This window comes from Hymenobacter polaris (assembly GCF_012927305.1).
Lineage (GTDB): Bacteria > Bacteroidota > Bacteroidia > Cytophagales > Hymenobacteraceae > Hymenobacter > Hymenobacter polaris.
In genome coordinates this window covers 1,399,036-1,419,512 of record NZ_JABBGH010000002.1, presented here as the reverse complement: position 1 = coordinate 1,419,512, position 20,477 = coordinate 1,399,036, and the positions used below count along the sequence as shown (strand labels likewise).

Annotated in this window: 21 protein-coding genes and 1 tRNA gene; 10 read left to right on the top strand and 12 right to left on the bottom strand. The window is 61.1% G+C overall.

The window, feature by feature from the left end; all coding sequences use genetic code 11:
• Positions 1 to 6: 6 nt before the first annotated feature.
• A complete protein-coding gene (locus HHL22_RS16145) occupies positions 7 to 942 on the bottom strand; it encodes a PfkB family carbohydrate kinase (protein WP_169532363.1) in 936 nt (311 codons plus the stop codon).
• A gap of 98 nt (positions 943 to 1,040) precedes the next feature.
• A tRNA-His gene (locus tag HHL22_RS16140) sits at positions 1,041 to 1,114 on the bottom strand.
• A 181-nt stretch (positions 1,115 to 1,295) separates the two neighbouring features.
• On the opposite strand from HHL22_RS16140, the gene HHL22_RS16135 reads away from it, so the two are divergent.
• On the top strand, positions 1,296 to 2,708 hold the full coding sequence (locus HHL22_RS16135; protein ID WP_169532362.1) for a DEAD/DEAH box helicase: 1,413 nt from the start codon (positions 1,296 to 1,298) through the stop codon (positions 2,706 to 2,708).
• Positions 2,709 to 2,848: 140 nt separating this feature from the next.
• Here the strand turns inward: HHL22_RS16135 and HHL22_RS16130 are convergent, their stop codons facing one another.
• From HHL22_RS16130 to HHL22_RS16085, 10 genes are all read right to left on the bottom strand, one after another.
• Positions 2,849 to 3,628, bottom strand: a complete 780-nt coding sequence (locus tag HHL22_RS16130) for a hypothetical protein (protein WP_169532361.1) — start codon at positions 3,626 to 3,628, stop codon at positions 2,849 to 2,851.
• A gap of 47 nt (positions 3,629 to 3,675) precedes the next feature.
• On the bottom strand, positions 3,676 to 4,800 hold the full coding sequence (locus tag HHL22_RS16125; RefSeq protein WP_169532360.1) for an FAD-dependent monooxygenase: 1,125 nt from the start codon (positions 4,798 to 4,800) through the stop codon (positions 3,676 to 3,678).
• Positions 4,801 to 4,846: 46 nt separating this feature from the next.
• Positions 4,847 to 5,668, bottom strand: coding sequence for an AraC family transcriptional regulator (locus HHL22_RS16120; protein WP_169532359.1), 822 nt, complete (start codon positions 5,666 to 5,668; stop codon positions 4,847 to 4,849).
• Between the two features lie 6 nt (positions 5,669 to 5,674).
• Positions 5,675 to 5,995, bottom strand: coding sequence for a type II toxin-antitoxin system PemK/MazF family toxin (locus HHL22_RS16115; RefSeq protein WP_169532358.1), 321 nt, complete (start codon positions 5,993 to 5,995; stop codon positions 5,675 to 5,677).
• Positions 5,988 to 6,218 (bottom strand): hypothetical protein, encoded by a 231-nt coding sequence (locus HHL22_RS16110; protein ID WP_169532357.1) that lies wholly within the window; start codon positions 6,216 to 6,218, stop codon positions 5,988 to 5,990. The genes HHL22_RS16115 and HHL22_RS16110 overlap by 8 nt, the downstream gene beginning before the upstream one ends.
• An 88-nt stretch (positions 6,219 to 6,306) precedes the next feature.
• Entirely contained in the window at positions 6,307 to 6,870 is a 564-nt protein-coding gene (locus HHL22_RS16105; RefSeq protein WP_169532356.1) for a hypothetical protein, read from the bottom strand.
• A gap of 65 nt (positions 6,871 to 6,935) precedes the next feature.
• Positions 6,936 to 8,813 carry a mechanosensitive ion channel family protein gene (locus tag HHL22_RS16100; RefSeq protein ID WP_169532355.1) on the bottom strand — a complete coding sequence of 626 codons (1,878 nt, stop codon included), beginning with the start codon at positions 8,811 to 8,813 and terminating at the stop codon, positions 6,936 to 6,938.
• Between the two features lie 123 nt (positions 8,814 to 8,936).
• Complete coding sequence (locus tag HHL22_RS16095) at positions 8,937 to 9,368, bottom strand: small multi-drug export protein (protein WP_241738114.1); 432 nt, start codon at positions 9,366 to 9,368, stop codon at positions 8,937 to 8,939.
• Between the two features lie 285 nt (positions 9,369 to 9,653).
• Positions 9,654 to 10,343 carry a uracil phosphoribosyltransferase gene (gene upp, locus HHL22_RS16090; RefSeq protein WP_169532354.1) on the bottom strand — a complete coding sequence of 230 codons (690 nt, stop codon included), beginning with the start codon at positions 10,341 to 10,343 and terminating at the stop codon, positions 9,654 to 9,656.
• Positions 10,328 to 11,275 carry a GNAT family N-acetyltransferase gene (locus tag HHL22_RS16085; protein WP_169532353.1) on the bottom strand — a complete coding sequence of 316 codons (948 nt, stop codon included), beginning with the start codon at positions 11,273 to 11,275 and terminating at the stop codon, positions 10,328 to 10,330. The genes upp and HHL22_RS16085 overlap by 16 nt, the downstream gene beginning before the upstream one ends.
• Positions 11,276 to 11,415: 140 nt before the next feature.
• Here HHL22_RS16085 and HHL22_RS16080 point away from each other — a divergent pair, with 140 nt between their 5' ends.
• The 9 genes from HHL22_RS16080 (at position 11,416) to HHL22_RS16040 (ending at position 20,475) form a co-directional block, all read left to right on the top strand.
• Entirely contained in the window at positions 11,416 to 13,437 is a 2,022-nt protein-coding gene (locus HHL22_RS16080) for a capsule assembly Wzi family protein (protein WP_206680729.1), read from the top strand.
• A gap of 124 nt (positions 13,438 to 13,561) precedes the next feature.
• Entirely contained in the window at positions 13,562 to 13,915 is a 354-nt protein-coding gene (locus tag HHL22_RS16075) for a hypothetical protein (protein ID WP_195809297.1), read from the top strand.
• Between the two features lie 95 nt (positions 13,916 to 14,010).
• Positions 14,011 to 15,855 (top strand): ABC transporter ATP-binding protein, encoded by a 1,845-nt coding sequence (locus HHL22_RS16070; RefSeq protein ID WP_169532352.1) that lies wholly within the window; start codon positions 14,011 to 14,013, stop codon positions 15,853 to 15,855.
• Between the two features lie 189 nt (positions 15,856 to 16,044).
• Positions 16,045 to 16,452 carry a hypothetical protein gene (locus tag HHL22_RS16065; protein ID WP_169532351.1) on the top strand — a complete coding sequence of 136 codons (408 nt, stop codon included), beginning with the start codon at positions 16,045 to 16,047 and terminating at the stop codon, positions 16,450 to 16,452.
• Positions 16,453 to 16,458: 6 nt separating this feature from the next.
• Positions 16,459 to 17,055, top strand: a complete 597-nt coding sequence (lpcA, locus tag HHL22_RS16060; protein WP_169532350.1) for a D-sedoheptulose 7-phosphate isomerase — start codon at positions 16,459 to 16,461, stop codon at positions 17,053 to 17,055.
• A 144-nt stretch (positions 17,056 to 17,199) separates the two neighbouring features.
• Positions 17,200 to 18,738: a YifB family Mg chelatase-like AAA ATPase gene (locus HHL22_RS16055; RefSeq protein ID WP_169532349.1), complete on the top strand. Its 1,539-nt coding sequence runs from the start codon at positions 17,200 to 17,202 to the stop codon at positions 18,736 to 18,738.
• Between the two features lie 19 nt (positions 18,739 to 18,757).
• Positions 18,758 to 19,081 (top strand): nucleotidyltransferase family protein, encoded by a 324-nt coding sequence (locus HHL22_RS16050; protein WP_169532348.1) that lies wholly within the window; start codon positions 18,758 to 18,760, stop codon positions 19,079 to 19,081.
• Positions 19,041 to 19,436 (top strand): HepT-like ribonuclease domain-containing protein, encoded by a 396-nt coding sequence (locus HHL22_RS16045; RefSeq protein ID WP_169532347.1) that lies wholly within the window; start codon positions 19,041 to 19,043, stop codon positions 19,434 to 19,436. Before HHL22_RS16050 ends, HHL22_RS16045 begins: the two co-directional genes overlap by 41 nt.
• Positions 19,429 to 20,475 (top strand): quinone-dependent dihydroorotate dehydrogenase, encoded by a 1,047-nt coding sequence (locus tag HHL22_RS16040; protein ID WP_169532487.1) that lies wholly within the window; start codon positions 19,429 to 19,431, stop codon positions 20,473 to 20,475. Before HHL22_RS16045 ends, HHL22_RS16040 begins: the two co-directional genes overlap by 8 nt.
• Positions 20,476 to 20,477 lie beyond the last annotated feature (2 nt).

Genomic DNA, 20,477 nt, shown 5'->3' with positions numbered 1-20,477 from the left:
AGTTTTTTACAGAGAAGCCACCACGGTGGCGGGCTGCACGCGCACCAACTCTTCAAATTGCGCCTCGCGGGCCTCAATATCCTCCTGGGTCAGGTTGAGCAAACGCTCGGTGCCAAACTTCTCGACGCAGAACGAGGCCATGGCCGAGCCGTGGATAACGGCCCGCTTCACGTTCTCGAACGAGCAGTCGTCGGTGGCGGCGATGTGGCCGATGAAGCCGCCCGCGAAGGTGTCGCCGGCGCCGGTGGGGTCAAATACTTCCTCCAGCGGCAGGGCCGGGGCGTAGAATACCTTGTTTTTGTGGAAGAGTAGCGCGCCGTGCTCGCCCTTCTTGATAATCAAGAACTTGGGGCCGAACATCAGGATTTTGCGGGCCGCCTTCACCAGCGAATACTCGCCCGAGAGCTGGCGGGCTTCCTCGTCATTGATGCTGAGCACGTCCACCATCTCGATGGTAGCCAGCAGCTCGTCGGGGGCCGAGTCCATCCAGAAGTTCATGGTATCGAGCACAATAAGCTTGGGCCGGTTGACGAGGCGCTGAATGACCAGGCGCTGCACCTGCGGGGCTAGGTTGCCCAGCATCAGGTACTTGCAGTCCTGGTACGCGTCGGGGATAATAGGGTCAAACGAGCCGAGCACGTTCAGCTCGGTGGTAATGGTTTCGCGCGAGTTGAGGTCCTTGTTATACTTGCCCGACCAGAAAAACGACTTTTCGTCGGCTTTGATTTGCAGGCCTTCGGTGTTTACGCCGTGCTCTTCCAGGGTCAGGATGTCGCTCTGCGGAAAGTCGCCGCCCACTACGGCCACTAGGTTCACGGGCTTCACCGAATAGGAGGCTGCGAGGCTGATGTACGTGGCCGCGCCGCCAATAATTTTATCGGTCTTGCCGAAAGGGGTTTCCAGGGCATCGAACGCCACGGAGCCGATAACGAGAAGGCTCATGCTAGGGGAATTGGGGGAGAAAGAAGGTGAATGGTTGCGCTAGCAACTACACAAATAACAAAAAAGTCCCCGGATTTGCATCCGGGGACTTGCAGGCGGGTAAATAATGGGGCTCGAACCCACGACCTTCGGAATCACAATCCGACGCTCTAACCAGCTGAGCTATATCTACCGTGTGGTGGTTTGGGAGTGCAAAGATACTAGGCGGAGGCTTTTCTGCAAGAAAGCAGTGGAAAAAATGTGCCGCAAGGCGTAGGGGCGGGGCTTGCCCCCGCCCGTCGTTGAACGATGACGTAACGACGACGGACGAGGACAAGCCCCGCCCCTACACCTTTATGCCCGACCTTTGCCGGATGGATACCCTCCCAATCACCTTCGCCGACTTCAAGCTCAACAAGCAGCTGCTCACGGCCGTGGCCGAAGCCGGCTTCACGGAGCCCACCCCGGTGCAGGAGCAAACGATACCGCTGCTGCTAGCCGGCCACGACGTGCTGGGCATCGCCCAGACTGGCACCGGCAAAACTGCCGCCTTCGGCCTGCCGCTGCTGATGAAGGTGAAGTACGCCCAGGGCCAGCACCCTAGGGCCCTGGTGCTGGCCCCCACTCGCGAGCTGGCCATCCAGCTCGAAAAGCACCTCAAGGCGCTGGCGACGCATACAGATTTGCGCATCTACGCCATCTACGGGGGCCTAGGGCCGAAAACGCAGATTGATACGATTCAGCAGGGGCTGGACATCCTAGTGGCCACGCCCGGCCGGCTGATGGAGATTTACGGCAAGGGCGAGCTGGTGCTGAAGGAGTTGAAGACGCTGGTGCTCGACGAGGCCGACAAGATGATGGACATGGGCTTCATGCCCCAGATTCGGCGCATCCTAGAAATCATTCCGCGCAAGCGCCAGAACGTGCTGTTCTCAGCCACCATGCCCCCCAGGGTGGAGGAGCTGAGCGCCGAGTTTCTGGAGTTTCCGACGCGGGTGGAGGTGACGCCCCCCGCCCAGCCGGCCCAGACCGTGACCCAGCGCCTCTACGAGGTGCCCAACCTGAGCACCAAGCTCAACCTGCTGAATTACCTGCTGCAAACCGAGGCCGCGGCCATGACGCGGGTGCTGTTCTTCGCCCGCACCAAGGAGAATGCCGACCAGGTGGCCCGCTTCCTGGAGCGCCACGCCCCCCTAGGGGAGGTGCGCGTGATACACGGCAACAAAGGCCAGAACGCCCGCCTCAACAGCATGGATGCCTTCAAGGCCGGCGGGGTGCGCTACCTGGTGGCCACCGACGTGGCCGCCCGCGGCATCGACGTGCCCCAGGTCAGCCACGTTATTAATGTGGACGTACCGCTCATCTACGACGACTACGTGCACCGCATCGGGCGCACGGGCCGCGCCCGCCACACCGGCGAGGCCATCACCTTCGCCAACCCCGCCGAGCGCCAGCACATCGAGCGCATCCAGGAGCTGATTAAGCAAGAGATTCCGCTGCTGCCCCTCCCCCCCGAGGTGCAGGTAACGGAAACGCCCTTTGAAGAAAGCCAGGAGCACGCCCGCACCCTGGACGAGCAAAAAAAGAAGGCCAACCCCGATTACCAGGGCGCCTTCCACGAGCGCAAGGAATGGATAAAGCCCGGCGAAACCATCGACAAGCGCACCGGCAAGGTCTTCGAGAAAGGCGCCAAGAAAAGCCAGAAAGGCGCCAAGAAGAACCCCGGTAAGAAGGGAGCCTCCGCGCCGGGCGCCAAGGCGCTGCGGCGGCGCGGGCAGGGGCGGTAGGCTAGAAGTAGCTATCAGCAGCAAAAAGAACGTCATGCTGAGCTTGCCGAAGCATCTCTACCGAACAATGATGCGTGGTAGAGATGCTTCGGCAGGCTCAGCATGACTGCTTTTTTTCTTTTTGCGACTGTATACACCTCCTACTCGCCACCCTTGCGCCCGCCCTCCCACGCCGCCATGCGCCGCGCTACCGTCGCCTCCCCTAGCGTGTCGGCCAGCAGCTGCCGGTAGGTTTGGTGTTGCACGTCAAGGCAATAAGTGACCAGGGCAGCGTAGTGGGCGTAGTCTTTGGGCTGCATGGTGCCATCGGGCAGCAGTACCTCCCAGGCGGTGGGTTGCTCAAATTCAGCTTGATGCAGGCGGGCTAGGCTGGCAGCCAGCTGGGCGGGCGTGCCGTGGGGGCGGGCCAGGTACTCGGCGTAGCCTTCGCGCTTCCAGGTGGGGTATCCGGTGAGGGAGTTGCTGCGGTACCAGCCCAGGGCCTGCGCTTGCAGGCAGTGAGTCAGCTCGTGCGTGAGCAGGGCGGTGCTGTTCCAGCGGTAGCCATGCAGCTCCACGTAGTCGGCCGCGAAATTGGCCTGGCCTTGCAGCACCACTTTATCGGCAAAGCCCCAAGCGAAGGCGGGCGGCAGCAGCTGGCCCAGCAGCTTTGGATAGCTGCTGCCCTGGTCGTTCAGGCAGATGTCAGCGTGGAAATCGGGAGTGTATAGCTCGCTGCCACGCAATTGCGCAGCTGCCGCGGCCAAGTGGGCCGGCAGCGCAACGGCCAGTGGCTGCTGGTGATACACTGTGAAGCGGCCGAAGCTGCTTTGCTGAGCGTAGCTGAGCGCCGGCGCGAACACGATAAGCACCAGCAGCGCTAGCAGAAACGCGCCGGTAACTGAGAACCGGAGCAGCCATTTATTCAAGCGAGCGGGCATCGGCAGGCGGTATTGAGTGGGCACGCAAGGTATGCTGCGAGGAGATACTAAAACGGGATGCCCCCCGCGTTTCGCTTCTGAATCCCGGCTTCGGTGCGCGGTACCAGGTACTCGCTTAGCATGACGAGTGCCATGTCTTGCACCTCCTCCACGTAGGGGCGCAGGGCATGGTCGTAGGCGGGCAGGGCGGCCTCGATGTTGCCGTTGTGCTGGCGTAGCGCGTCGGCCAGGGCAGTGGCCCCGGCCAGGGCCAGCGCGCCGCCCTGGCCGGCGGCGGCGGTGGCGCAGTAGGCGGCATCGCCCACCAGGGCCACCCGGCCCTTGGTCCAGGCCGGCATCCGTATCTGGGCGAACTTGTCGAAGTAGGCGGTTTGCTGCTGCGCTACCTCGGCCAGCAGCTCGGTGGTGCGCCAGCCTTCGCCCGCAAACTGCGCGGCCACGATGGCGGCCTGCTGCGCCGTATCGCGGTAGTCGTAGGCGATTTCGTGCTCGGAGTAGAAGCAGAAGGCCACGTCGGTTTTGCCGCCCTGGTCCATCACCATTACCACCTTGCCCGGCACGTTGTAGAGCTGGGCAGTGGCGGGTGGCATCAGCGGCTTGTCGAGGCTGGTGAGGGAGAAGTAGTAGTGCAGAAAATGCGCGTATTCGGTCTCGTGGCCGAACCAGAGCTTGCGCACCCCCGAGTGCACGCCGTCGCAGCCCACCACCAGGTCGAAGGTTCGCTGCGTGCCATCGGCCAGGGTCGCCTGTACGCCGGCCGCCGCTTCGCGCAGCGCCGTGATGCGGTTGTCGAACAGGTACTCTACCTCGCCCCGAATGGCCCCTAGCAGATTGGGAATCAAGATGTAGCGCTCAATTTCGAGGTCTTCGGCGGGCGGGCCGTCCGGGCCGTCGCCCAGCGTCATGGTGCCCGCCGTGGTGTCGTCGGCGTTCTTGAACTCCCATTTATCGAGATGCAGGGCGTGGGGCTTGAGCTGCTCGTAGAGACCCATGCGCCGGATGCTGTCGAGCGCCGGGCCGCCCACGTTGACGGCCCCGCCGCCGGTGCGCGGCGCGGCGGCCAGCTCCACCACCGTGACGCGGTAGCCCAGTTCGCTGAGCCAGTAAGCCGTAGCCAGCCCGGCGATGCTAGCCCCCGATACGAGGGCGGTTTTGGCGTGTTGCGAGTCCATTTGCTACGAGAATTGGTACGCCGCAAAGTTCCCGCCCGCCCTAGGCTCAGGTTAGGACAAACGCGACAAAATCACGACCGGCCCTCTGTCTCGCCTGCTTTACCTGGCGGGCGAAGGCGGCGGGCGTGGTGCCGCTGTAGCGCCGAAACTCGCGGCCCAGGTGCGACTGGTCAGCGTAGCCGAGCGCGTGCGCCAGGATGGCTAGGCTGGCGTTGGGGTTGTCCCACAGCTGGTCGCGCACCTGCTCGAAGCGTATCAGCGCCGACACGTCCTTCACCGTGTGGCCAGCCGCCTGCTTGAAGCGGCGCTCCAGGGTGCGCACCGTGGCGTGGGTGGCGGCGGCTACCTCGCGCACCGGCAGCGTGCCGTTGGCCTCGCGCATGGCCGCGCCCGCCTGGTAGGGCAGCGGGTCGGCAGTGGCCGCGCCCGGCCGGATGGCCAGAAAGTACCGCGCCGCCTCGGCCAGGGCCTCGTCTATGCGGCCGGCCTGCACCAACGCTTGCAAAGGAGCTTGCAGCTGCGCCAGCGAGTGTAGCACCACCTGCACCCCACCCCGCCCGGCCGGCAGCCCCAGCAGCTCCGTCACCGCCCACGGAAAGCATTTGATACCCAACACCTCAAACCGCCCGCTGCCCACAAACTGCACCGGCCCATCGAGCAGCCCCACCACAAACGGCGACGGCAGCAGCTGGCGGCCGACCTTGGTAGCCAAGCCACTAGCGCCGCCGAAGTAGAAAATAATTTCCGCGTAGCCATCGGGCAGCACCTCAAAGTCGGCCGGCCCCGCGCCCAGGTCCAGGCCGAAGTGCCAGAAGCACTTGATGGTGTTTCGCAGCTCGGCGGGCGGCGCTAACTCGTAGGGGGGCATGGGGGGCTAGGGCAGTTGCAGCAGCGTTTTCAACCCGTGGTCGAGGCCGGCCATTTCCGCCTGGCTTAGCCGGCCCAGCAGCCCTTTGGCTAGCTTGCGGTCGAGCGTGGCAAGCTTGCTGACGCGGATGAGCGATGGCTTACGGATGCCGTTGGTGGAGCTAGGCATCAGTACTACGTCAGTCGCTTCCTGCCACTGTAGCTGCGTAGTGACGAAGCAAGCCGTCAGGTCGAGGCTGGTTTCGGCCAACACCACGGCCGGGCGCAACTTACTGCCGCTCAAATTGGTGAACAGGAACGTAATCAGCACAATGTCACCCTTAGCCATCGTACACTTCTTTTAGGTCGGCTTCAGTGTACAATTCCGCCTCGTCGTGTAAGAAAGCAAACGCCTGGCTTTCAGCGGTTAGCTTTTGAATACCCTGCGTGAGCTTATGCTCCTCATACCGCTTCAGAATGAACTCCACGAAATCCGAAATCTCAGCGGCCTGAGCATCGGGCAGTTGGTTGATTACTTCGGCCGTGCGAGTGATGATGGCTTGCTTGGTCATTTGTGCTCTCGATAAATATAAATTTATTTCTTCTTTACTTTTAAAGTAACACTTTTAATCTTCTTTTTAACCAAGGAATTAATTGAATTTAAATCCCGGCTATTTTGACGTATATATCATCCAATAAATCTACAAGCTTTTCCTTATTCTTCTTATCAAGATTAGACAACTCAATTTCTTCATTTATTGCTTCCCTAATGTGCTTACGCATCTGTCTTCTTTCACGCTTTTCTAAATAATCCTCCCTTTTAGTTCCAATTTCATAGAATTTAGTTAAACCATCAACTAGCATACCACCAGTCCTGTATATAGTTTTAATAGCAAAATAAATTATTATTAAATTCTCAGTACCTACTTTATGGATTTCATTTTCAATTTCAATAATTATTGAACCTGTTGTTATTCTATTTATATGAATCTGATTTTCTTTTGTTTTAGAATAACTATTAAAACCTTTTTGACTAAAGAGGCCATCTATTTTGTAGATAAAATAAAGAAAGGAGCTTAAGTCTTTGATATTAATATTAAAATCTTCTATTACTATACTTAACAACGACACTTCATCACCAGAAACATTATCAAACATCTGACCTAGTATCATACTAGATACTCTTGACAGTTGTAAACCCCTGTATCTTTCAATATTACTCATCAGAAAATACTAAGCATAAGTTCATCAAGCAGCTTTTCAAAAGTATCACTTTCTCAAGTATTATCCTACTCCCCCGCCCCCTTTTCCGGCATGGCCGGCGCGTTCCCGTCCCGCACGGCGCGGTAGTGGGGCGACATGATTTCTACGCCAGCCTGGTTGAACTGGTCCTGGATATGCTGGTGGAGCAGTGAATACAGGACGGCCTGGCGGCTGGCCTCGCGGGTGTAGGCGTTGAGCTGGTAGCTCACGTAGTAGTCATCGAGGCTGGTTTGGAGCACGAAGGGAGTGGGGTCGGGCAGCAGGTCGGGCACCTGGGCGGCGGCGGCTAGCAGCATCTTATGCACTTGCTGCCAAGCTACATCGTAGCCGATGGTGACAGTGGTATGCAGGATGAGGCCGCGGGTGGGCGCGGCGGCGCTGTAGTTGGTGGTGTAGCTGCTCATGATGGTGGAATTGGGAATGGTGATTTCCTCGTTCTTGATGGTGCGAACGCGGGTCACGAGCAGATTTTTTTCGATGATGTCGCCGGTCACGTCCCCGATTTTCACCCGGTCGCCGAGCTTGTAGGCGCGCATGTAGGTGAGCACCAGCCCGGCCACGATGTTAGAGAGCGAGCCGGCCGAGCCGAATGTGAACAGAAACCCCAGAAACACCGACACCCCCTTGAAGATGGGCGAGTCGGAGCCGGGCAGGTAGGGGAAGATGACGACCAGCAGAAAGGCGAACACCAGCACCCGAATAATCTGGTAGGTGGGGTTGGCCCAGTCGGGGTAGAAGCCCTCGATGGTGAGCCGCCCGGCCTGAATTTCATTTTTCAGGAAGTTGATACCGCGCAGGAAGTAGCGGAATACCGTGACAATGACCAGGATAGTTACCAAATCGGGCAGGTAGTGCCACACGGCCAGTCCCATGCGGCGCAGCGGCGTGAGCACGTAGCCCAGTAGCGTATCGGCCATGTGCTGCGTGCCTGGAAAGAGGCTGAAGAGCAGCGGCAGCACCAGGTAGATGATGAGCAGAATCACCGTCCAGCGCAGCAGGTTAATGAGCAGCAGCGCGGCGTCCAGCTCGCGGCGGGGCGTAAACAATTCGTAGTTGCCCAGCTTCACGCCGTGAAACCAGGTTTCCTCGCGCTCGGTAAGGCGTAGCTCGACCCAGCGGAAGCCCCCATTAACCAAGCGCACCACGAAGTAGAACACCACCAGTACCAACGCCGCTAGGCCGACATCTTTCAGTAAGTTACTGACGCTGTGCGTATCGCGGTAGTGCTGCACAGCCCCTAGAATGCGGGCGCGGTAAAAGCGGGCCAGCGAGTCGCGGGGCACGTTCATCCACAGCGCATCGTTGTCGGAGATACTTTGGATAACCTGCTCGCCATAAGTTAAATCCGTGGTTTGCTCGGCCGGGGTCAGGCGCAGCGAGTCGGGGTGAAACTCGCCGATGTCGGTTTGTAGGCGCTGCACCTTCTGGGCAATGAGGGCGGCGCGCTCGCGGGGGCGGAAGGGCCCGAGCTTGGTGTACACGTCGAACAGCGTATCCTGGCGCACCACCACGGGGTAGCCCCGCGCGTGCAGCTTCAGCGAGTCGATGTAGCGACGGGCGTGGGCGTGGCGCAGCGAGTCGGCGGCGCGCAAGCCGGCTACTTCCTGGCGCAGCTGGCGCAGGCGGGCCACATCCTGGCTGGTGGCCTGGGTAGCTTGCACCCGCGCCAGCTCCTGCTGCAGCTGGCCGAGGTGGGCGCTGGTAGTGCGGCGTAGCGAGTCGAGCTGGCGCAGGGTGCGCGTATCAGCGGTGAGGGCTTGGGTGCGGGTGGTGTCGTGCGGCGGCGCGGCGGGCACCTGCGCGGCAGACGGGGCAGCAGGCACGCTAGCCACCTGGGCGGCCGTGCGCAAGCTGGCCGCCAGCAGTGCGCACCCTAGCAGGCATTGAAAAAAGAAGCTTTTCATCAAAAAAAGCCTGCCAGCAATTAGCCAGCAGGCGCTAGCGGCGAAAATACTGCCGCCTCGATGACTCCTCCACAACTGCGGGGCCGACCGGGCTGTGCGCTACATACCGGCCCACGGATGCTACTAGTGATGCAGCAGGTGCCCTAGGCGGGCGCTGGCCAGCGTGAGGATGCCGCCCCAGAGCACCGCGCTCCACAGCATGTGCAGCATGATGCGGCGGCGCGGCACCCCGAGCAGCGTGGCAATAACGGTGCCCCCGATGGGCGAAAGCAGCACCGGCGTAAGGAAGGCGATGCCGCCCATCCCAAATTTTTTAAAGACCTTAATAATGTTGCGCGAGCGCTTCGAGAACATGGGCACCCGGCGCAGGCGGCGTTGCTGCTGGCGGTGGCGCACCCAGCGACGGCCCACGCCCGAAATAAGAAACACGCTCGTCATCATGCCCGCTACCGTAAGCAGCAGGGTGGGCCAGAAGCCAATACCCATGCTGCTGCCCGCCAGCGGCCCACCCAAGAACTTGACCGTACTTAATAAGAATACCGAAGCGAGCTTCATAGCAAATTGCAACACGAATACAGGAAAAACAACAAAAGAATAAGTGCTACTGTATAGCCTAGTGGGTGCAGCAGCAAAAATAGACAATTTCCTGTAGTGGTTTACTCGCTAGGCTGTGAATCTTAGATTATTACTTTCTATTACTACTTCCGTGCCGAACTGGTGGCGCCGGCACTCCAGGCTCGTCTTTTGCTGCGCTTGCCTAGCGGTAGTCCCGCGCCGGCAACCGGCGAAATGGCCCGATGAAGATACAACGAGCCACGGCTAGGAACGCACACCTGCGTCCTAAATTTTACTGCCAAAAGCCAAATCGCCGGCGTCACCCAGGCCGGGGATGATGTAGGCCTGCTCGTTGAGGTGGCTATCAACGGCCGCTACCCAAAGCGTGGCCTCGGGAATCTCGCTCATCACGTGGGCCACGCCCTCGGGCGAGGCGATAACGGCCGCGATGTGTACCTGCCTAGGGGTGCCGAAGCGCAGCATAGCCCGGTAGGTTTGCACCAGGCTGCGGCCGCTAGCTAGCATGGGGTCGGCCAGGATAAGCACGCGCTCGTCGAGGCGCGGGGCTGTGAGGTAGTCGAGTTGCACGCGCACCTGGGCCGTACCCTCGATGCGGTAGGCGGCGGCAAAGGCGCTGGGCGACTGGTCGAAATAATTGAGGAAGCCCTGGTGGAAGGGCAGGCCGGCCCGCAGCACGGTGGCCAGCACCGGAAAATCGCGCAGCAGCTGGCTGGGGGCTTCGCCTAGGGGTGTTTGCACGGTCTGGGGCGTATAGCTCAAAAATTCGCTGATGCGCACGGCCATTATTTCGCCCAGGCGCTGCAGGTTGCGGCGGAAGCGTAGGCTATCGGTTTGCACCTGCACATCGCGCAGCTCGGCCAGGAAATGATTGGCAATGCTGGGCTCGGCGCACACAACATGCAAGCGCTCAGGCTGGGGCGAGGCGGGGGCGGGAGTAGCTAGGGGCGCTTCCATGCGAAAAACCAGGGGGAACGGGAATACGATACGGCCGGATATAGTACGGGCCGCGCCCCGAAATTGGCGAAAAACCGGCCAATCTCAGGCTGGCTGCCCCCTTCAAAATCGAATACCTGCCCCGACTGACCGGCGTGGCGGCGCAGGGCCTCGTCGAGCAGCAGCAGCGGGGCGCCCGCCGCCCGCCCCGCTGCCGAGGCTGCCGCAAACAGGTATACCACCCCGCCCGCGTGCTTTATAAACAGAGCGCCGGCCAGTAGCTCATCGGTGGCCGGGTGGCGCACCTGGCGCAGCTCGGCCAGCCCGCGCGCGCGCGCCGCTGCCCACAGCCGCCGCAGCGGCGCGTAGTGGCGCGGGCGCAGGCCGGTAGCAGCAGCGTTTTTATACGTTAGAAACAGTTGAATAACTTCTTCTACGTTAACGCTTTCTGTTACTTGCAGCGGCGCAGCGGCTTCGGCCTGGCGGCGCAGGCGGCGGCGGTAGTCGGGAGCGTAGCCGGCCTGCAGCTGGGCGGGCCCTAGGCCCAGGTCGAGGCAGTAGGTGCGGCGCTCGGTGGCGCGGAAGCCGGGTGGCAGGGGCGGCAATGGCTGGGCACCGGGCGCGAGCTGCTGGTAAAACTCGCCGCAGAACTTGGCGGCCAGCGCCAGGTACTCAGCTAGGTTAAGGTGCTGGCTGGCGGGCGTGAGCACCAATCCCAGCTGCTGGGTAAACAAGGGCTGGTAGCCCACGCGGCCCCTAGGGCGCCACTTGTAGGGCAAGGGCAGCAGCGAGCGGTACTCGCCCGCGGGGCCAACCTCAACCACGGCGGCCCAGCGGCCGGCCGTGGCGGCCAGCCACCACGCCTGGGCGTAGGGCGGGGCGGCCGGGCTGGCGGCCAGGCAGGCCGCCCAGCGGGCTAGGTCGAGGGCAGAAAAAGGCAGGAGGCGCAGCACGGCGAGCGGGAGCAGCAGGCAAGGTGGCCTCAGGCGCGGCAAAGCGGCGGGCCAGCCAGCAAAGGTGGCATTAAAACCGGGGCGGCGGCCTAGGGCGTAATTTTGCGCACCCTACCGCGTTCGGGTACTTTATATACTTAATGAAACAGTACTTATTCTTCGTATCGCTATTTGCCTTGGCTGGCCGGCTAGCGGCGCAAACTACCCCCGCGCCCACCCCGCCCGCCTCCAATACCACTAACTGGTACATCTTCGACCAGCCCCTACCCGAAGACCCTAAAACGAAAACCGACCGCGGCAATCGCCCCGTGAAGGTTGACGCGCCGGCCCCAGCTCCCGCGCCTACCGCGCCGGCTTCTACCCCGGCTCCCGCGCCAGCCCCGGCCGCCGTGGCACCCACTGCTACTCCTGCCCCCGCTGTGCCCACCGCGCCGGCCCCTAGGAGCGTGCGCCGCGTGCGCGAGTATCAGGGCGCGCTCTACGTGCCGCTCGACGTGAACACCTACCGGCTGCTCGACCGCTACGCCATCAAGTATGGGCCCGATAGCCTGCAGGACCCCCATACCAGCGTGCGGCCCTACACCCGCGCCGCCGCTGCGGGCCTGGGCGAGCGCGTGCTGGAAGGCAGCGAAATGCTTTCGGCCGCTGACCGCTTCAACGCCGAGTATTTGCTGAAGGACAACTGGATGTACTCGCCGCTGGGCGACAGCTTGAATGCAAGCAAGCAGCCCTTCCTCAAGTACTTCTACCGCGACCAGACCGACCTCTACCACGTGCAGACGCGCGACTTCACGTTCCGGCTGAACCCGGTGCTGCTGCTGCAAGGTGGCGCCGACAGCGGCGAAGGCAGCCTCGGCGGCCTGCGCTACGTGAACACGCGCGGCGCGGCCTTCGAAGGGCTTATTGACCGGCGCCTCGGGTTCTACGGCTTCTTCACAGACAACCAGGAGGCCGTGCCGGGCTGGGTGCAGCAGCGCATTCAGCGCGACATTATTCCGGGGGCGCCGGTGGCCCCGCACGAGGGCTACACCAAGTATTTTAAGAACGAGGGCGGCAGCGCCTACGACTTCTTCACGGCGCGGGGCGGCATCACCTACGCCGCCACCCGGCACATCAACGTGCAGCTGGCCCACGACCGCAACTTCATCGGCAACGGCTACCGCTCGCTGATACTCAGCGACTACAGCGCGCCGTACTTTTTCCTGAAGCTCAACACCCGCGTGTGGCGCTTCAACTACCAGAACCTGTTTGCCGAGCTAACGGCCCAGCGCCTCAACCAGGACCAGGTGTATCCCAAGAAGTACCTGGCGCTGCACCACCTCAGCTTCGACGTCACGAATAACTTTAACATCGGCGTGTTTGAGTCGGAAGTGGCGGGCGGTCCGGGACGCGGGCTAGAGCTGCAATACCTGAATCCGGTCATCTTTTACCGCGCCATCGAACAGCAGGTGGGCTCGGCCGACAACGCGCTCCTAGGGCTCGATTTTAAGTGGAACATTGCCCACCGCGGGCAGCTGTACGGGCAGTTGGTGCTCGACGAGTTTAAGTTGAAAGAGGTGCTGGCTGGCAACGGCTGGTGGGCCAACAAGCAAGCTATCCAGTTGGGCGGCAAGCTCATCGACGTGGCCGGCCTGCGCAACCTCGACTTGCAGGTTGAGTTCAACTACATCCGCCCCTACACCTACCAGCACGAAACCTCCTACACCAACTACCAGCACTACCAGCAGCCCCTGGCCCACCCCATGGGCGCCAACCTTACCGAGGTACTAGCCGTGCTCAGCTACCAGCCCATCGCACGCCTGAGCCTGGTGGGCAAGGCTTTTTACACGGTACAAGGGCTCGATGCACTGGCTACCTCCTCGGCTACCTTCAACAACTACGGGGGCAACGTGCTACTCTCATACAATACCCGCGCAACTGTGCCGGGAGGAATTGATTCTGACCACGGCTATCGTACTGGCGAGGGGGATAAAAACCGCCTGCTGCACCTCGATTTCACGGCCAGCTACCAGCCCAAGCTCAATTTGTTCGTGGATGCGACCCTCATCGTGCGCAACCAAAGCCTGCCCCAATCCACCTACTACGGCACCGTGGCTGGCACCGAGGTATACCCGTCGCTAGCCCTGCGCTGGAACATCGCCCAGCGCCTGCACGAATTTTAGACCGCAGATTTAACGGATTTAACGGATTTCGCAGATACGGCCGCTACGCGGCCTGACTATGCTTGCGCTGGCAACGGGGCCTAGGGCCGGTAGCTACCCGAAGTCTACTTTATTGTTTATTGTGATGTTGGAAACCACCTCTCTATACCGGCCGGTTAGTCAGGCAGAGCTGGATTTAATTGCGGCCAGCGGGTGGCGGGCCTTTCCGCCGCGGCTGTCCGAGCAGCCCATTTTTTACCCGGTACTGAACGAAGAGTACGCCAACCAGATAAGCCGCGATTGGAACGTGCCGTACTACGGCGTGGGCTACGTAGTGCGCTTCGCCGTAGAAACGGCGTACCTAGGGCAGTTTGCGACGCAAAACGTGGGCGACCCGCACCACAACGAGCTGTGGGTACCCGCCGAGCAGCTAGCCGAATTTAACGCGCATATTATCGGCCCCATTGAAGTAACGGCCACGTTCAGGCGTCAAGCCTAGGCTCGCACCCAGCGGGTTCCAAGATTCCGTCCCGCGTAGTCAGCCGCTTTAGCGGCGTATCCGCGAAATCCGTTAAATCCGTTAAATCTGCGGTCTTGAAAACCTACCTACGCCTGCTAAGCTTTGCCAAGCCGTACAACTTCGTGCCGTTGTACGCCCTGTACGCTACGCTGGGCATCTTTTTCGGCATTGCCAACTTCACGCTGCTCATCCCGCTGCTTAACGTGCTGTTTGGCACCACGGCCAACCAAACGGCCAGCGCGCCGGCCAGCTTGCCGCACTTCACGTTCTCAATTGAGTACATTAAGCTGGTTTTCAACTACTACTTCACGCAGATACTAGCCACCTACGGCAAGCAGGGCACGCTCGCCTTCGTGTGCGGCATCATCATCGTGTCCGTGTTTTTGAGCAACCTGTTTCGCTACCTGGGCGGGCGGCTGCTGGCGGGCGTGCGGGCGCGGGTGGTGCGCAACGTGCGCGGCACGCTGTTCGAGCGCATCACCGAGCTGGAGCTGGGCTACTTCTCGGGCGAGCGCAAGGGCGACTTGATTTCGCGCCTCACCAACGACGTGCAGGAGGTGGAAATATCGGTGGTGAACACGCTCACGGCCGTATTTAAGGAGCCGCTCAACATCGTGGGCATTTTCGTGCTGCTGTTTTCCATGTCGGCGCGGCTCACCATTTTCACCCTGGTGCTGCTGCCCATTTCGGGCGGCGTCATCGCCAGCGTATCCAAGCGGCTACGGCGCCAGGCCGAGGTCAGCCAGCAAACCTTGGGCACTATGCTGTCGGTGTTCGATGAGGTCCTAGGGGGCATCCGGGTCATAAAAGGCTTCAATGCGCGCGCCTACATCCTGGGCAAGTTTCGGGCGCAGAACGAGTTGTACTCGCGCACTACGCAGGCCATCGACAATACCCGCGACCTGGCCTCGCCGTTTTCCGAGTTTGCGGGCGTAGCGGTGGTGGCGGGCCTGCTCTACTACGGCGGCACGCTGGTGCTAAGTGGGCAGGCGGGCGGGCTATCGGCCTCAGCCTTTATCACTTATATCATCCTGTTCTCGCAGATTCTGACGCCCGCCAAGTCCTTGTCGGGCGCGTTCAGCAACATCCAGCGCGGGCTGGTGGCCGGCGAGCGCGTGCTACGCGTTATTGACACCGAGCCCACCATCCGCGACCGGCCGGGCGCCGCGGTGCTGCCCGCCTTCGAGCACCAGATTGAGCTGCGCCACGTGAGCTTCCACTACGGCGACGTGCCGGTGCTCTTCGACCTGAACCTGACCGTAAAAAAGGGCCACACCGTGGCGCTGGTGGGCCCCAGCGGCGGCGGCAAAAGCACCCTGGCCGACCTGCTGCCTCGCTTCTACGACCCTAGCAGCGGGCAAGTGCTCATCGACGGCCACGATGTGCGCGCCTGCACCCTGCACTCGGTGCGCGCCCAGATGGGCATCGTCACGCAGGAGAGCATCCTGTTCAACGACACGATTTTCAACAATATCAAATTCAATACCGAAGCCACCGAGGCAGAGGTAATTGAAGCGGCTAAAACGGCTAACGCCCACGAGTTTATCATGGCCAGCCCCGAGGGCTACCAAACCCTGATTGGCGACCGAGGTGGGCGCCTCTCGGGCGGGCAGCGTCAGCGCCTGAGCATTGCCCGCGCGGTGCTGCGCAACCCACCCATCCTCATTCTGGATGAAGCTACCTCGGCCCTCGATACCGAGAGCGAGAAGCTGGTGCAGGAAGCCCTCACGCGCCTCATGTCGGCGCGCACGTCGCTCGTTATTGCCCACCGGCTCAGCACCATACGGCATGCCGACGAGATAATCGTGCTCCAGCACGGCCGTATTGTGGAGCGCGGCACCCACGACAACCTGGTAGCCCGCGAGGGAGGCCTCTACCAGCGCCTGAGCCAGATGCAAACCAGCGCAGTATTGCTGTAATCTTTAACCGTGAGCCACTGGCTACCAACAGTTAACAACCTCCAAAAACGGCAGCCAACAGCTAACCGCCGGTAGCCAACAGCTGAGATAAGCTACTTTCGCCCACCAAACCACCCTAGGCCCACCCGCGTAGCCAGCTGCAAAGCAGCGTATCCGCGTAATCCGTTAAATCCGTTAAATCTGCGATTTATGCTTGCTCTTAAACGCTTCGTCACCATCGTGGTCATGGTGTATTTGCTGTTGGCCGTGCTGTTTTTTCTGTTTCCGGCAGTGCGTACGTCGGTGGCCGAACTGGGCTCGGGCTACTCGCCCACCGAAAACGAACGCAATTTTTACCAGCTGCTGGCGCTTATTGGCGCGGTCATTATGGCCGTGCAGTTGGTCGTGGAAAACATCGACAGCAGCGTGCTGCGCCGCACCTTGAGCAAGCAAGACAGCAAAGTGAACGAACTGAAAGCCAAGCTCTACGACCACCAAACCACTGCCAAGACCCCGCCCCCGGCCGTGGGCTACCCCACCGCCGCCGAGGCCGCAGCCCAGCGCCCGCGCACCAGCCCCGATGCGCCCGCGCCCGGCTCCCTTCCGCCTGTTAACTAAGTGTTTGTGTCTGCTTCTCCCCTTGCTACCCGCGTGCGCGCCGAGCTTACCGAAGCCCGCGCCTTACTGGATACCTTCCTGGCCGATGAGGCCAACCTCACCCGCATCAGCCAGGCCGCCGAGCTGGTAGCCGCCAGCCTGCGCGCCGGCGGCAAGGTGCTCACCTGCGGCAACGGCGGCAGCCTCTGCGATGCCCAGCACTTTGCCGAGGAGTTGAGCGGCCGCTACCGCGCCGACCGCCCCGCCCTGGCCGCCATAGCCCTTACCGAAGCCTCACACATGACCTGCGTAGCCAACGACTACGGCTTCGAGTTCGTGTTTTCGCGCTTCGTGCAGGCCCTAGGGCGCCCCGGCGACGTGCTGCTGGCCATCAGCACCAGCGGCAACTCGCCTAATGTGCTCAACGCCGCCGAGGCTGCCAAGGCCCTAGGGATGAAGGTGGTAAGCCTGACCGGCAAGGACGGCGGCCGGCTGGCCGCCCTCAGCGATGTGGAAATCCGGGTGCCGCATTTCGGCTTCGCCGACCGCATCCAGGAGGTGCACATCAAGGCCATTCACATCATGATTTTGCTGATTGAGGAACTGATGTTTGCGCCGGTTTAGTAAAAGGATAGTAAGTCGAACGCCAGGCTGAGCCTGCCGAAGCATCTCGACAGCTTCGTTGAATGTCACCCTAGACGGCGTAGTAGAGATGCTGCGCGGGGCTCAGCATGACGTTCTTTGTAGAAAGAACTATACCTATCCAAAATGCTAACTAAGGTCTACGGCTCGGCCGTGCAGGGTGTTAACGCGTATACTATTACTATTGAAGTAGTTGTCACGGCCGGGACGAATTTCTACGTGGTGGGTTTGCCCGACTCGGCCATCAAGGAGAGCCAGCAGCGGGTAGAGTCGGCGCTGAAGCTGCGCGGCTACCGCATGCCGCGCACCAAGGTGGTGGTGAACATGGCGCCGGCCGACATCCGCAAGGAAGGCGCGGCCTATGACCTGCCCATTGCCCTAGGCATCCTGCACGCCTCGAAGCAGCTAACTACCGAGCAACTAAGCGACTACGTAGTGATGGGCGAGTTGGCCCTCGATGGGGCGGTGCGGCCCATTAAGGGCGTGCTGCCCATCGCCATTCAGGCCCGCAAGGAGAAGTTTAAGGGCATTATTCTGCCGGTGGAAAACGCGCAGGAAGCCGCCATCGTGAATAACCTGGACGTGATTCCGGTGGCGACCATGCAGCAGGCCATCGACTTTTTGGAAGGCCGCGAAGTGATTGAGCCCGTGCGCATTGATACGCGCGACATCTTCCAGTATGAGGCCAACCAGTACGCCGCCGACTTTGCCGACGTGCAGGGCCAGGAAAACATCAAGCGGGCCCTAGAAATAGCGGCCGCCGGCGGCCATAACGTCATCATGATTGGGCCACCCGGCGCCGGCAAAACGATGCTGGCCAAGCGCCTGCCCACCATTTTGCCGCCCCTCACCATGCAGGAAGCACTGGAAACCACCAAGATATACTCGGTAGCCGGCAAGCTGGGCGCCAACGCGGGACTGCTGAGCCAGCGGCCGTTTCGGGCGCCGCACCACACTATTTCCGACGTGGCGCTGGTGGGCGGGGGCAGCAACCCGCAGCCGGGTGAAATCTCGCTGGCCCACCACGGCGTGCTGTTTCTGGATGAGCTGCCCGAGTTTAAGCGCACGGTGCTGGAGGTGATGCGCCAGCCGCTGGAGGAGCGCCGCGTCACCATCTCGCGGGCCAAGCTCAGCATCGATTTTCCAGCCAGCTTCATGCTGATTGCCAGCATGAACCCCTGCCCCTGCGGCTACTACAACCACCCCGACAAGGACTGCGTGTGCGGCCCCGGCGTGGTGCAAAAGTACCTTAACAAGGTATCGGGCCCGCTGCTCGACCGCATCGACCTGCACGTGGAAGTGACACCCGTGACCTTCGACCAAATGGCGGAAACGCGCAAGGCCGAGAGCAGCCAGGCCATTCAGCAGCGCGTCGAAACGGCCCGCCAGCGCCAGGCCGCGCGGTTTACCGATTTTCCCGAAATTCACTCCAACGCACTCATGCCCAGCCAGATGGTGAAAGACATCTGCCAGATAAGCCAGGCGGGCCGCACGCTGCTCAAAACCGCGATGGAGCGCCTAGGCCTCTCAGCCCGCGCCTACGACCGCATCCTGAAAGTGGCCCGCACCATTGCCGATTTGGCGGGCAAGGACGAGATTGAGATTCAGCACCTGGCCGAAGCCATTCAGTACCGCAGCCTCGACCGGGAAGGCTGGGCGGGCTAAACCTGCGTATTTTAGTGGTATGCCGCAGCCTCCCCATTCTTTAGACTATATCCGCCAAGTGTTAGCCGATTACTTTGCCGACAAGCCCGTGCGGCGCGTGCAGGTATTTGGCTCGTATGCGCGGGGCGAAGCTACGGCCGAGTCGGATTTAGATTTACTGATTGAATTAACTCAATTAGTCGGCTGGGAATATTTTAGGTATGCCGACGACCTAGGCGACCGTTTGGGAATAAAAGTTGACATTGGTACTGGCGTGTCAGATTATATCATGCGTTATATCAAAAAAGACTTACGGACATTGTATGAGCCTGAATATGAGCCCGAGAAAAAACAGACCGCGTGACCCGGACCGGGCTCGACATATGGTAGAAGCAGCTAAACTGATAATTGCTTTTACTAATGGCCGCACATTCCAAGATTTTTTAAACGATAACTTACTCCGTTCGGCTGTTGAGCGGCAGTTTGAAATTTTGGGGGAAGCCGGCTCACATATATCGGCTTCTACTCAAGTCTTATGGCCATCAATAGATTGGATTAGCATCAAGAATTTTCGCAACTTATTGGCACACGAATACTTCCGTACCGATTACCCGCAAGTCTGGCACATTGCCACCGCCTTACTACCAGGACTATTACCTACGCTAGAAGCCTTATTTGCTGACCTCGACCAACAGTTCGGCCCCGATGCTAGTGTATAAATCCGTCGTTAAGCCGCTGTTATTCAAGCTCGATGCTGAGCGGGCGCACCACTTGGTATTTGATAATCTGAAGCGGGCCGGGCGGGTGCCGGGTGGACTGGCGGCTTTGCGTGGCCTCTACGATTACCAGCACCCTAGCCTGGCGCGCACGGTATTTGGGCTGCGCTTTGCCAATCCGGTGGGCTTGGCGGCGGGGCTGGATAAGAACGCGGTGCTCACCGACGAGCTGGCGGCCCTAGGGTTCGGGTTCGTGGAAATTGGCACTGTGACGCCCCAGCCTCAGCCCGGCAACCCGGCGCCGCGCCTGTTTCGGCTGCCACAGGATGGCGCGCTGGTCAACCGCATGGGCTTTAACAACGACGGGGCGGCGGCGGTGGCGGCGCGGCTGGCGCGGCGGCGCAACCGGCAGGTTCTCATTGGCGGCAACCTGGGCAAGAACAAGGATACGCCCAACGAACAGGCGGCGGCCGACTACGTGGCGGGCTTCGAGGCGCTGGCCGAAGTAGTTGACTACTTCGTGGTGAACGTCAGCTCGCCCAATACGCCGGGCCTGCGCGAGCTGCAGGATAAAAAGCCGCTCATCAACATTTTGCAGCAGGTGCAGGCCCGCAACCTGGCCCGCCCCGCCCCTAGGCCCCTGCTGCTCAAGATAGCTCCCGACCTGAGCGATGCGCAGCTCGATGACATTCTGGAAATAGCGCGCGAAACTCAGCTGAGCGGGCTGGTGGCGACCAATACCACCATTGCCCGGCCCGCCAGCTTGCGCACGCCCGCAGCCGCCGTGCAGGCCCTGGGGGCGGGCGGCCTGAGCGGGCAGCCACTGCGGGCACGCGCCACCGAAGTAATCCGCTACCTACATCAGCGCAGCGCGGGCGCGCTGCCCATCATCGGGGCGGGCGGCATCCACTCGGCCCACGACGCGCTGGAAAAGCTGGCGGCCGGCGCTAGCCTGGTGCAGCTCTACACCGGGTTTGTATACGAGGGGCCGACACTGGTGCGGCAGATTAACGAGGCGCTGGTGCGGCAGGTGCCGGGCTAGCG